Annotated in this window: 9 protein-coding genes; all 9 read right to left on the minus strand. The window is 67.4% G+C overall.

The window, feature by feature from the left end; translation table 11 throughout:
* Positions 1–45: 45 nt before the first annotated feature.
* Positions 46–1497, minus strand: coding sequence for an alanine/glycine:cation symporter family protein (locus tag O0J15_RS18385; RefSeq protein WP_308306090.1), 1452 nt, complete (start codon positions 1495–1497; stop codon positions 46–48).
* Positions 1498–1508: 11 nt separating this feature from the next.
* Positions 1509–2495 carry a hypothetical protein gene (locus tag O0J15_RS18390; RefSeq protein WP_308306091.1) on the minus strand — a complete coding sequence of 329 codons (987 nt, stop codon included), beginning with the start codon at positions 2493–2495 and terminating at the stop codon, positions 1509–1511.
* Between the two features lie 166 nt (positions 2496–2661).
* Positions 2662–3495, minus strand: coding sequence for a TrmH family RNA methyltransferase (locus O0J15_RS18395; protein WP_134731279.1), 834 nt, complete (start codon positions 3493–3495; stop codon positions 2662–2664).
* Positions 3496–5007 carry a sodium:alanine symporter family protein gene (locus O0J15_RS18400; protein ID WP_019660194.1) on the minus strand — a complete coding sequence of 504 codons (1512 nt, stop codon included), beginning with the start codon at positions 5005–5007 and terminating at the stop codon, positions 3496–3498.
* Positions 5008–5186: 179 nt separating this feature from the next.
* Positions 5187–5726, minus strand: a complete 540-nt coding sequence (locus tag O0J15_RS18405) for a GNAT family N-acetyltransferase (protein WP_134731277.1) — start codon at positions 5724–5726, stop codon at positions 5187–5189.
* Positions 5719–8844 carry an efflux RND transporter permease subunit gene (locus O0J15_RS18410; protein ID WP_111098279.1) on the minus strand — a complete coding sequence of 1042 codons (3126 nt, stop codon included), beginning with the start codon at positions 8842–8844 and terminating at the stop codon, positions 5719–5721. The genes O0J15_RS18405 and O0J15_RS18410 overlap by 8 nt, the downstream gene beginning before the upstream one ends.
* Positions 8841–9947: an efflux RND transporter periplasmic adaptor subunit gene (locus O0J15_RS18415; protein ID WP_227845091.1), complete on the minus strand. Its 1107-nt coding sequence runs from the start codon at positions 9945–9947 to the stop codon at positions 8841–8843. Before O0J15_RS18415 ends, O0J15_RS18410 begins: the two co-directional genes overlap by 4 nt.
* A gap of 271 nt (positions 9948–10218) precedes the next feature.
* Positions 10219–12282: a TonB-dependent copper receptor gene (locus O0J15_RS18420; RefSeq protein ID WP_308306092.1), complete on the minus strand. Its 2064-nt coding sequence runs from the start codon at positions 12280–12282 to the stop codon at positions 10219–10221.
* Between the two features lie 72 nt (positions 12283–12354).
* Positions 12355–12786, minus strand: a complete 432-nt coding sequence (locus O0J15_RS18425) for a DUF2946 domain-containing protein (RefSeq protein WP_134731273.1) — start codon at positions 12784–12786, stop codon at positions 12355–12357.
* Between the last annotated feature and the right edge of the window lie 220 nt (positions 12787–13006).

Genomic DNA, 13006 nt, shown 5'->3' on the forward strand with positions numbered 1-13006 from the left:
GGTCAGAGCTCTCGCCCTTGGCGAGGGCTCTGACCCCAGATCGTATTAGCTCTCCCAGACCCGGGTGTTGCTTACCCCGATTGTCTGCGGCCTGAACAGCGGATCACGCTGCTTGCGCTTCTGCGCTTCGTAATCGCGCAGTGCGGCCAGGGCAGGCCCTTGCAGCAGCAGGATGGCGATGATGTTCAACCAGCTCATCAGGCCGACGCCGATGTCACCCAGCGACCAAGCCACCGTTGCACTGTTCACCGCCGAGTACCCGGTCGCTGCCAGGAACAGCAGCTGGAAGCTGCCCATCACCCACGGCGTCGGCCGATCGCGGCACAGATAACTGACGTTGGTCTCGGCCATGTAGTACAGCGCGAGGATGGTGGTGAACGCGAACGGCAGGATCGCCAGCGCTACGAACGAACGGCCGAAGCCCGGGAGCGCGGATTCCACCGCATGCTGCACGAAGCGTGGCCCGGCCTCGACACCCGGCAGATTGCCCAGTAACAGGCGCGCCTCATCCGGAATACCGTTAACCGCCGGGTCGTAGACGTTGTACAGGCCGGTGGACAGGATCAGGAAGGCAGTCGCACTGCACACCACCATCGTGTCGATGTAGACCGAGAACGACTGCACCAGGCCCTGCTTGACCGGATGCGAGACTTCCGCGGCAGCGGCCGGATGCGCGCCACTGCCCATACCGGCCTCGTTGGACAGCACGCCGCGGCGCACGCCCCACTGGATGGCAGTACCGATCATCGCGCCGAACGCCGCATCCACGCCGAATGCACTGCGCAGCACCAGCATGATCACCTCCGGCACCTTGTCCGCATTGAGCACCATGACCAGCGCCGCGACCAGTAGATAGGCCACCGCCATCAGCGGCACCACCCATTCGGCCACGCGCGCGATGCGCCGCACGCCCCCGATGAAGATGACACCCAGCACCACCAGCAGAACCGCGGTGGTGGTCATCGTCGGCACGCCCCAGGCTTCGTTCACTGCGCTGGTGATCGCATTGGACTGGGTGCCAGCCAGCATCGCGCCCGCCAGCACCGTCACCAGTGCGAACAGCACTGCATACCAGCGTTGGCCGAGGCCTTTTTCGATGTAGTACGCCGGGCCGCCCCGGTACTGCCCCTTGCCGTCGCGATCCTTGTAGATCTGCGCGAGCGTGGATTCGATGAAGGCACTGGATGCGCCAAGGAAGGCGACGATCCACATCCAGAAGATCGCGCCGGGGCCGCCGAAGGCGATGGCCATGGCGACGCCGGCGATGTTGCCGACGCCCACGCGGCTTGACAGCGAAATGGACAACGCCTGGAACGGCGACACGCCGGCATCGGAGCGCTCATGGCGGAACATCAGGCGCAGCATGTCCGGCAACGCACGCAACTGGATGAAGCGCGTGCGCACGCTGAAGTACAGGCCGGTGAGCAGGCACAGCACCACCAGGTAGGGGCTCCAGACGACGCCGAGGATCGTATTGACGATGGATTCGATGTTCATCGGCGGCCCCCTCAGAAGAACATGCCCAGGGCAACCTGGGGGCTGACGATACGACTGGTGTTGCGGCCCGCCACGCTGAACTCCACGCCGGCGATCAGGCCCAGCGTCGGGCTGAAGTGGTACTCCAAGGCCGGCGCCAGGGTGACGCTGCGGCTGGCCGGGCGATGCTCTTCGATCCGTTCGATCGCACCGCTGCTGTTGCGTGCGAAGCCGCTGAGGCGCTGGCCTGTCTCGCGGCTGGCGGCCACCTCCATCACGCCCACCCAACGCGAATTGAAGCTGTACTCGGCGCCGACCGACAGGCCCAGCACCGACCCGCGGGAGATATGTCCCTGGAAGCTGTCATCGGTGCCGTAGACGCTGGTGCCGGATATGGCGGTGCGCGATGGTGCCGGCCCGGCACTGAGCTGGGCACGCCAGCGCACGGGGCGGTCATTGCCCAGCCACACGACCTGCTGCACGCCCAGCGCTGCAGTGGTGCGCTGAACGCCGTCGCCCTGCGCATCGAGCGGATTGCCGGCGATGCGATCGTGGCTGCCGGTGCTGAAACGCTGCACCAGCGCGACCGAGATGGCCGGACGGGTGCCATCGGCATTCGGCGCCTGCAGCAGGTACTGCAGCCGCGCGGTGGTGTCACCGGCACGGAAGCCGCTGCTGCGCGCACCGCCGGACTCCGAGCGCGATGCACTGAGATTGACCTGGCCCATCACCCGGTCGCTGAAGCCATAGATGATCGGCACCACCGTGGCCCATGCACCGCTACGTTGCCCACTGCGGCGGCGATGGCCGCCATCGTCGTAGTGATCGCGACTGTCGACCCGCACCAGATAGGGTTCGATGTACCAGTTGCCCTGCGGCAGGCCGGCCGGATTGGGGGTGATCAGCGGCCCGGTGAAGTTGACGCCGTCCAGGCTGCGTTCGCCGGCTGCGGCACGGCCGCTGGCAAGGACACTGGTCAGTACCAGCAATGCGATGAGGATACGGCGTGGGTGATGCATGGCAGCCTCTTCTAGACAACGTGGGATGGAGTTCCACCCTGCGTTGCCGGAAGCGGCTGACCAATAAGGAAACTTTCAAAACTTCATGCGCGCTTGACGCGTTTACCACCCCTGGAAGGGGTCAGAGCCCTCGCCTGCGGCGAGGGATCCGACCCGGAATACCGGATCAGCCGCGACGGCTCGCCCACTGCGCCAGCAGCACGGCCGTGGCGGAAGCGACATTCAGGCTTTCCACCGCGCCGCTGCCGGGGATCGAGACCTGCAGATCGCACTGGCTCGCCAGGCCACGGTCCATGCCCTCGCCTTCGGCGCCCATCACGTACACCAGCCGGTCTGGCAGGGACGCGCGGAACACGTCATCACCGCCCTCGACCAGGGTCGCGGCCAGGCCGAAACCGGCTGCGCGCAGTTGTGCCATTGCCTGAGCGGTCTCCGGCAGCTGCACCAGCGGCACCGCTTCGGCGCCGCCTTCGGCCACGCGCGCGGCGGCGCCGGACAGGGCCAGCGTGCTGCCGGCCGGCAACAGCAGCGCCTTGGCACCGAAGTGCGCGGCCGAGCGCAGGATCGCGCCGAGGTTGTGCGGGTTGCCCACGCCATCCAGCCACAGCGCCAGCGCCGGGCCGTCACCGACCTGCTGCAGCCACTGCGCCAGCGGCAGTGCCGGTGCGCGCAGCATGTCGGCCACCACGCCTTCGTGATGGGTGGTGCCGGCCAGCTTGTTCAGATCGCCATCCTCGACCACGCGGTAGCCCACGCGGTTGGCCACGCACCACTTCAACAACGGCTGCAGGCGCGGAATGCGTGCTTCCAGCAGGTACAGCTTGCGCAGCGCCTGCGGCCGCGCTTCGAACGCAGCCAGCACGGCATTCAAGCCGTACAGACGCAGCTCATCGCTGCCACCGCGCCCACCACCGCCCGTGGCCGGCACCTCCGGGCGCGGCAACGGCGTTGCGCGCGGCGGACGGGCGGACGGGCGGCGGTTGTTCCAAGGGTTGTTCACTTACACACTCTCCTGCTTGCGCTGGCGCCAGAAATCGGCGTTCTTGATGCCCAGGGCATCAGGGTCGAACACCGGATCCAGGCCCAGCTTCTTCTGTCGTTCGTAGTCACGCAGGGCCAGCATCGCCGGCTTCTGGATGATGAGGATGGCAATGATGTTCAGCCAGGCCATCAGGCCCACGCCGATGTCGCCAAGCGCCCAGGCCAGGGTGGCATTGTGGAACGCGCCGAACACCACCATGCCGATGATGCCCAGGCGCAGCACCAGCACCGTCAGCGGGCGCTTCCTGTTGTGGTTTACATAGCTGAGGTTGGTCTCGGCCATGTAGTAGTACGCCATGATGGTAGTGAAGGCGAAGAAGAAGATGGCGATGGACACGAATGCCGAACCCCAGCCCGGCAGCACCGCTTCCACGCCGGCCTGGGCGTAACCGGCGCCTTCGGGAATACCGGCCAGGCCCTGGAAGATCGGCGGTGCGCTGGCACCTGCCGGCGAGTACACGTTGTAGGTGCCGCTGGCCAGGATCAGGAACGCGGTGGCGGTGCACACCATCATGGTGTCGAAGTAGATGGCGAAGGCCTGCACATAGCCCTGCTTGGCCGGGTGCGAGACTTCCGAGGCGGCCGCTGCATGCGGGCCCGAACCCTGGCCGGCTTCGTTGGCGTAGATGCCGCGCTTGATGCCCCACTCCACGGCCAGGCCCATCATGGCGCCGAATGCGGCATGCGTGCCGAAGGCACTCTTGAAGATGATGCCGAACATTTCCGGCACGCGGTCGTAGTTGATGACCATGATGATGATGGCCATCAGGATGAAACCGGCAGCCATGAACGGCACCACCACTTCGGCGAAGTTGGCGATGCGTTTGACGCCACCGAAGATCACCACGCCCAGCAGCAGCGCGACCACGATGCCGATGCCCAGCTTCAGCGCCTGCACCGATTCCATGCCGAAGGCCTGCCCGTCGAGCGGCCCGCACAGCGCGGTGCCACGGCAGGCGTTGATGATGCTGTCGGCGATGGCATTGGCCTGCACGCCCGGCATCAGGAAACCTGCGGCGATGATCGTGGCGATGGCGAAGGCCAGCGCATACCACTTCAGGCCCATCGCCTTCTCGATGTAGTACGCCGGGCCACCGCGGTAGCGGCCTTCGGCGTCCTTGGTCTTGTAGATCTGCGCCAAGGTGCATTCCACGTACGAGGTGGACGCGCCGAGGAAGCCCATCACCCACATCCAGAAGATCGCCCCGGGGCCGCCGAAGGCGATGGCCGTGGCCACGCCGGCGATGTTGCCGATGCCCATGCGGCCGGCCATCGACATGGCCAGGGCCTGGAACGAGGACACGCCGGCGTCGGATTTCTCACCCCTGACGGTGAGGCGGCACATTTCGAAGAAGCCACGGATCTGCATGAAGCGCGTGCGCAGGCTGAAGAACAGGCCGGCGCCCAGGCACACGAAGATCAGTGCCTTGCTCCAGATGATGCTGTTGATGAAGTGTACGGTTGCTTCCACGCGCGCTCTCTCCAGTCGGCGGGTTGTAAGGACGTCCCGTCGGCTGGAGGGGACCGGTCGATTCTCCCTGATCGAAGGCCGCTGCGGTAGCGCTGTCGTGTAGCGCCGAGCCCATGTCCGGCTTGGGCCCCGGAATCAGCCGAGCATGGGCTCGGCGCTACAGCGGCCAGCCCGCGCGTTCAGGGCAGCTGCGTGCGTACCCGGGCGAAGCGGCGCAGGTCGTGCAGCGCGCCGCGCTTGTAGACCGCGCAGCGCTCCACGCCCTCTTCCTGGAAGCCGTTCTTCTCCAGCACCCGGGCCGAGCCGAGATTGAAGTCGACCACCGTGGCCTGCAGCCTGAACAGGCGCAGCTCGTCCATCACCCAAGGCGCAAACACACCGACCACCCGGGTCATCAGGCCCTGGCCCCAGTAGGCCCGGCCCAGCCAGTAACCCAGTTCGGCGGTATGCCCACGCTCGGCCACGCCCTGCTGGGCACCGACGCTGCCGCAGGCCTGGCCGTCTATCTCGATGGCCAGGTTCAGGGTGCCGGGAGCCAGCACGCGGCCGGCGAGGAAGGCCTCGCCATCCCCGCGCGTGTACGGGTACGGAAAGCGATCACGCAGGCCCCGCGACACCTCGGCGTCGTTGGCGTGGTGCAGCAGCGATTCCAGATCATCCGGGCGCCAAGGGCGCAATTGGAAGCCTTCACCTCGCAGCACGGTGGTCGGGTCAGGCATGGCCACCCACCGACGGTGATTCCGCTTCCTGCTTCTCCAGCTCGCGCTTCACCGCTTCCGGCGAGCGGGTGTACGGGGCCAGCCGTGCGTAGAACGCCGGCACCACGAACAGCGACAGGAAGGTCGAAAGGGTTACGCCGAAGATGATCACGATGCCGATCGTGCCACGGCTGGCCGAGCCGGGGCCACCGGCCACCACCAGCGGAATCGCGCCGACCACGGTGGCGATCGAGGTCATCAGGATCGGGCGCAGGCGCACCATCGCCGATTCGATGATCGCCTCGCGCACCGTGCGCCCGTCATCGCGCAGCTGGTTGGCGAATTCGACGATGAGGATGCCGTTCTTCGCGGCCAGGCCAACCAGCATCACGATGCCGATCTGGCTGAACAGGTTCACCGTGCCGCCACTCACCCACAGGCCGACCAGCGCACCGAGCACACCCAGCGGCACGGTCAGCATGATGGTGAGCGGGTGGATGAAGCTTTCGAACTGCGCGGCCAGCACCAGGTACACCACCAGCAGGGCCATCGCGAAGGTCAGCAGCACCGCGCCGCCGGCACTCTGGTACTCACGCGACTCACCCTTCCAGTTCACCTGTGCGTACTGCGGCAGCTCTTCCCGGGCCACGTTCTGTGCCCAGGCAATGGCCTCGCCCAACGGATAGCCTGGCGCCAGGCCGGCACTGATGGTGATCGAGCGCAGTCGGTTGAAGCGGTTCAGGGTTCCGGCCTCGGCCACTTCGCTCAGCGTGACCAGGTTGGACAGCGGCACCAGCTCGCCGGAGGTGGCACGCACGCGGATCGCGGCCAGGTCGGCCGGGCTGGCACGGCCATCGCGCCCGGCCTGCACCAGCACGTCGTACTCCTCGCCGTTGTCGACGAAGGTGGTGACGCGGCGCGAACCCATCATGGTTTCCAGCGCCGATCCGATCGCGGTGACCGGCACGCCGAGGTCGGCCGCGCGCTGGCGGTCGATGTTCACCCGCATCTGCGGCCGGGTTTCCTTGTAGTCCGAGTCGGGGCCGACCAGGCCGGGATTGTCGGCCATGCGCAGCAGGATGCGGTCGCGCCACTGCGCGATCTCGGCATATTCGGGGCCGCCCAGCACGATCTGGAACGGCTGCCCGCCACTGCGCACCAGGCCACCGCCCACCTGCGTGCGCACGCGCACGCCGCGGATGGTGTCCAGTTCTTTCTGCAGCGCGTCGGCCACTTCAGGCGTCCCCTCGCTGCGCTGGCGCCACGGCTGCAGGAAGATGCTGACGCGGCCGGTGTGCATCTCCTCGCTGGCACCCCAGCCGCCCGGCACGCGCGGGTTGGCGCGCACGATCGGCTTGTCCGGGCCGACATGCGGCGCCAGCAGCGCTTCTACCTGCTGCACCTGCTGCACGGTGTAGTCGTAGCCGGCGCCTTCCGGGCCGTCGATCATGATCTGGAACGAACCGCGGTCTTCGGCCGGCGCCAGTTCCGACGGCAGCAGCTTGAGCAGGCCCCAGCTGGCAGCCAGTGCGGCCACCATCACCAGCAGGTAGATCCAGGTGCGGTCGACATGGTGGTCGAGCACGCGGCCATAGCCCGAGGCCAGGCGCTCCAGATTGCGGTTGATGAAGCCATGCAGGCCACGTGGTGCCTGCCCTGTGTGCGGCTTGAGCAGCTTGGACGCCATCATCGGCGTCAGCGTCAGCGCTACGAATGCGGACAGCGCCACCGCTGCCGCCAGCGCCACCGCCAGCTCGCGGAACAGGCGCCCGGTATTGCCTTCCAGAAAACCGACCGGCAGGAACACCGCCACCAGCACGGCGGTGGTGGCGATCACCGCGAAGGCAACCTGCGTGGTACCGCGCTTGGAGGCCACCAGTGGGGGCTCGCCCAGGTCGATGCGGCGCTGCACGTTTTCCACCACCACGATCGCATCGTCCACCACCAGGCCGATGCACAGCACCAGTGCCAACAGGGTCAGCAGGTTGATCGAGAAGTCGAACGCGTACAGTGCGATGAACGCGGCCACCAGGCAGACCGGCACGGTCACCGCCGGAATCAGTGCGGCACGGAAGCTGCCGAGGAACAGCCAGATCACCGCCAGCACCAGGATCATCGCCTCCACCAGCGTGGCGTAGACGCGGTCAACGGCGGCTTCGATGAAGGTGGTGTTGTCGAACGCAACAAAGATCTGCGTGCCCTTGGGCAGGGTCAGTGCCACCCGCTCGGCTTCAGCGCGCGCGGTGCGCGCCACGTCCAGCGAGTTGGCGGTGGAGGTCTTGACGATACCCAGGCCGATGCCCGGCTCGCCGTTACTGCGGTAGTAGGCGCGGCGCTCGGCCGAGGCCAGTTCGATCTTCGCCACGTCGCCCATGCGCACCACGTAGCCGTCGCGGCCCTTGCCCAGCGGGATGGTGGCGAAATCCTCGGGCTTGATGTAGTTGCGCTCCACGCGCAGGGTGAAATCGCGGTCGGTCGACTCGATGCGGCCGGCCGGCAGTTCCACGTTCTCGTTGCGCAGCGCGGTTTCCACGTCGCCGGTGGTCAGCCCACGTGCGGCCAGCTGGTCGCGGTCCAGCCAGATGCGCATCGCATAGCGCTGGCGGCCGCCGATGCGGACCTGGGCCACGCCGTCGAGGCTGGAGAAGCGGTCGACCACATAGCGGTCGGCGTAATCGCTCAGTTCCAGCGTGTCCATGGTCGAAGAGACCATGTTGAACCAGATGATCGGGTCGGCATCGCTTTCGACCTTGGCGATTTCCGGCGGCCGCGCTTCTTCCGGCATGCGGTCGGCGACGCGGCTGACCGCATCGCGCACGTCGTTGGCCGCCGCTTCGATATCGCGGTTGGAGGTGAACTCGATGCTGACCTGCGAGCGGCCGTTGGTGCTGCGCGCGTTGATCGTATCGATGCCTTCGATGCCGGCCAGTGCATCTTCCAGCACCTGGGTGATGCGGCTTTCGATGACCGCCGCCGAGGCACCGGTGTAATCCACCGACACCGAAACAATGGGCGGGTCGATGGCAGGCAGCTCGCGCAGGGTCAGGCGGGTGAAGGACATCACGCCCAGCACCAGCAGCAGCAGGCTCATCACCACGGCGAACACCGGCCGCTGGATGGAGATGTCGGACAGTTTCATCCGCCGTGCCCCTCGGCCGCGACCGGTGCCGGCGCGGCATCCGGTTTCGCGCCGCTGGCCGGTGCCGCATCCCTGGCCGCGACCTTCAGGCCCGGGCGCAGTTTGCCGGTGCCATCAACCACGATGCGCTGGCCCGCTTCCAGCCCCTGCTTGATCTCGACCACGCCGGCGCGGCGCGCACCGGTGACCACGTCCACGCGCTCGACGCTGTCGTCGGCCTTGATGCGGTACACGAAGGTATCGCGGCCGACCTGCACCACGGCGATTTCCGGGACCACCAGCGCCGGGCGCTCGGGGCGGAACAGCCGCACGTCCAGCAGCATGCCCGGGCGCAGCGCATGATCGCCGTTGGCGAAGTCGGCGCGCACGGTCACCGCACGGGTGACCGGATCGATGCGCGCATCGATGGTGCTGACCTCACCCTCGAAGGTGCGGCCCGGCCACGCCACGCTGGTGGCGCTGACCTTGTCACCGACGCCCAGCGCAGCCAGTTCCACTTCCGGCACCTGGAAATCGACGTGCATGTGCTCGATGTCATCGAGCGTGGCGATGACCGTGGTCGGGGTCACCAGCGAGCCGGGGCTGACCTGGCGGATGCCGAGCACGCCAGCGAACGGCGCGCGCACGCGGCGGTCACCGATGTCGGCCTGCATCTGCATCACGCGCGCCTCGGCCGCATCGCGGATCGACTTCTGCGTATCCAGGGTGGCGCTGGACACCAGGCGCTGGGAGGCCAGCTCGCGCTGGCGCCTGTACAGCTGGTCGGCTTCGTGGAAGGTGGCCTGCGCCTGCACCAGCGCGGCCTCCTGAGCCTGCCCGCGCAGGGTCACGATCGGCGCACCGGCGGCCACATGCTGGCCACTTTCAAAGTGCACCTTCTCGACGATTTCGCTGACCTTGGCCGTCACGCTGATGGACTCGCGCGCCTTGGCCGTGCCCAGCGCCTGCAGCGTGTCATTCCACTGCGAGGACTGCACGACCTGCGCGGTCACCGGCACCGCTTCGCCCTGCCGACGGGCGGCGGCCTCCTGTTTGCCCCCGCACCCGGCCAGAAGGGCCAGGCTGAGGCCAAGGGCCAGGGTCGAAGCAATGCGAGCCAACATGAACGGTCCTGATAGATCCACGGCCGCCGAGTGTAGGCAAGCACCCGTGGAAGCGATATGTGCCAAGCGTTTACTGGCCTGGCACCGGCGGCGCGATAGCGCCGTGAACCTGTTCCGTGCAAGGCTCGCAGCAGCGGTGTCGGCATGTGTCGAGGTGTATCCCGCCGTGCGCCGCAGGCGTTGTCATCGTAGAGTCGAAGCTGCCCGACAGAGGGCGTCGGGCGGGACGGATCCTGGCGGGGATCCGGCCCCGTTTTTTTTACCCGGCCGATCAGTACCGGTAGTTCACCTTCATCCACAGGCTGCGCCCGGGTTCATTGATGCGCACCGGGTTGGCCGGGAAGCCGAAGTCGGCGCTGCCGGCCAGGTTCAGGTGCTCGCTGTAGGCGCGGTCGAACAGGTTGTCGACGCCCGCACTGAGCTGCAGCTGCGAACTGAAGCGGTAAGCGGCATTGAGCGCGAAGGTAGCGAAGCCGGCACTCGGCCCCAGGTCCTGCGCGACCACAGTGCCCTGTCCATCTGCGACACGATGCTGATGGGTCACCGCACGCAGCAGCGCACCGGCACTCCAGCGCTGGCCTTCCCAGTTCGCGCTCAGGCGCGCTTCCAGCGGCGGCATCTGCGGCAGCGGACGCTGCTGGTCGCGGTTCTCGCCCCAGGCATAGGCCAGCGTGCCACCCAGCTTCCACTGCGCAGCCAGGCTCACTTCCAGCCCGGCTTCGGCACCGGCGATGCGCGCATCGACGTTGTTGGCCTGGCTCATGCCCATCATGCCGCTGCCGTGATAGGTGAACAGGATGTAGTCCTGGATCTGCCCGGCATATGCCGATACCCATGCCTGCACACGCGGTCCCTTGAACTGCAGGCCCATGTCGAGCTGGGTGGTGCGCTCGGGCTGCACGCCGGTGAACGCGTTCACTGCGCCCGACGGGCCATGATCAGGCGAGAACAGTTCCCAGTAGTCGGGCATGCGTTCACTGTGGCCGAGGCCGGCGTACCAGGTCAGGCCGTCGGCAAGGTCCTGCTCGTAGCGCAGGAACCCGCTGCCGAGCCATTCCTTGCGCGTCTGCCCGGCGCTGGGATTGGGCCGGTTGCCCATCATGCCGCCGATCGATTGCCGCTCATCGCGGGCGCTGGCACGGTCGATGCGCAGGCCACTGATCCAGCGCTGGTCGGTGCCGGCGCCCAGGGTCAACTCGGTGAACACGCCATAGCGGCGGAAGTTCGCATCGGTCTGCCACGCGGCCTGGCGGTAAGTACCGCGGCCCATGCCGTTGCGGCCACGGTGGCGGCTGTCCTCACCGTCCACACCGGCCACCAGCTGCACCTCCTGCCAGCGCCACTCGGAACTGGCCCGGCCGCCCTGGGTTCGGCGGTCCACATTCGAAGCCATCGGCATGGGCATCATGCTGTTGGGATTCGGCGTGCGCAGCGTGTAGTTGTCCATCACATGGTCGGCTTCGTTGTAGTACACGTTGGCCTGCAACGTTTCCCACGCGCCCAGCAGGTTGCGCTTCTCGAAGCGTGCCGCGTAGCTGGTGCGCTCGAACGCGGCGCCGTCCATGCCACGCCCGGCATAGCGCGCGATAGCATCGCCGGCACCGGCGGAGATTTCCAGCAGCGTATCGGCGTCCGGCGTCCAGCCGATGGCCACGTCGCCGTTCCACTTGCGCCACTTCGACGGCACCACGTCACCATGACCATCCTTGTAGTCGTCCGCTTCCGAGCGATTGCCGCTGGCACGCACGTAACCGGCCGGATTGCCCAGCGTCAGGTCCAGCACCTGGTCGTTGCGGTTGCGCGAGCCGACCAGTCCACTGGCATCGGCACGCAGACCGGGTTCCTCGAAGCGCGGCGTATCGCGCTCGAAACGGATGGTGCCGGCCGAGGCACCTGCGCCCCAGCGCACGCTCTGCGGGCCCTTGATGATGGTCAGCCGGTCGAAGCTCTCCGGCGCGATATAGGAAAGCGGATTGTCCATGCGCGACGGGCAGGCACCGATCAGGTTGCCATCGTTGCTGAGGATGTTCAGCCGCGAACCGAACATGCCGCGCAGCACCGGGTCACCGTTGGTGCCGCCGTTGCGGATGGCGGAGAAGCCAGGCACGGTCTTCAGGTAATCGGCGCCATCACTGGCGGGGACCGGCTGCCGCGGCAGGCGCGGATCGGTCACCCAGTGCAGTGGCGACGAAGGCGCGGCGGCAGTGACCACCATCGTGTCGAGGGTGCGCGCTTCTTCAGCAGGCGCAGCGTGGACCAGTGACGCGGCCACGGCCAGGCCAAGGGCAACCGGCAGGCGCGCGCAGGCGCCCGCGGGGCGGGAAGTCATTTTCATCGGAACAGCTCCAGGGTACGCACGCGCGCACGGCGCCCGGTCAGGCGTCGTGCGGCAGATTCGATAGGGACATCAGCGGACGATGGAGGAGCGTGGTGGTCCACGTGCGGCATGCGCCGGCCAGCGCAGTGCCGGCAGCACCTGTTGCGACCACGGGAACACCAGGCGCGGCCGCCACAGCAGCGGCAACTGCAGCACCAGCACCGCCAGCCACGGCAGCAGGCGCATGGCCAGCACGCAGTATTCGCAGACTTCGCCATGCATGGCGTGGGGGTCGGCTGGGCGGTTGGGTGCTGCCTGCGAAGCGCCATGCGGGTCGTGCCCGGCCATGGTCATGTCGTGCATGCCATGGCCCATGGCGGCGTGGTCCATGCCCGCCATTGCGGTGTGGTCCATCGGCGGCGCCTGCAGCGCGCGGCTGACCAGCGGCGCAAGCACCATCAGCAGCGTCGCCAGGACGGCGAGCTGGAGCAGAAGGCGCTGCGGGCGGGACAGGCGGGTCACCGCGCTAGTGTAGAGGCGGGTCCAGGGTTGCCGTGTGCGACGAACCGTCGCAGGAGGAGGTTTGTCGGCAGGGCTTGCAGCCCTGCACCTGCTGCGGACCACGGCAAGAGCCGAAGCAACAGCAAAAGCGGTTTCCTGAGGGTAGGCGGGGTGGGTCCGGTTGCGGGAGACGCCGTAAACCCATCCATGGGGGCTCGGCCGCGGCATCCATGCCGCGGAC

It is taken from the genome of Stenotrophomonas sp. Sm10, assembly GCF_030985515.1.
GTDB lineage: Bacteria > Pseudomonadota > Gammaproteobacteria > Xanthomonadales > Xanthomonadaceae > Stenotrophomonas > Stenotrophomonas hibiscicola.

Excerpts from the sequence above, each read along its gene's own strand:
- O0J15_RS18385 (WP_308306090.1), bottom strand. The coding sequence starts at position 1,497 with ATGAACATCGAATCCATCGTCAATACGATCCTCGGCGTCGTCTGGAGC.
- O0J15_RS18390 (WP_308306091.1), bottom strand. The coding sequence starts at position 2,495 with ATGCATCACCCACGCCGTATCCTCATCGCATTGCTGGTACTGACCAGT.
- O0J15_RS18405 (WP_134731277.1), bottom strand. The coding sequence starts at position 5,726 with ATGCCTGACCCGACCACCGTGCTGCGAGGTGAAGGCTTCCAATTGCGC.
- O0J15_RS18410 (WP_111098279.1), bottom strand. The coding sequence starts at position 8,844 with ATGAAACTGTCCGACATCTCCATCCAGCGGCCGGTGTTCGCCGTGGTG.
- O0J15_RS18415 (WP_227845091.1), bottom strand. The coding sequence starts at position 9,947 with ATGTTGGCTCGCATTGCTTCGACCCTGGCCCTTGGCCTCAGCCTGGCC.
- O0J15_RS18420 (WP_308306092.1), bottom strand. The coding sequence starts at position 12,282 with ATGAAAATGACTTCCCGCCCCGCGGGCGCCTGCGCGCGCCTGCCGGTT.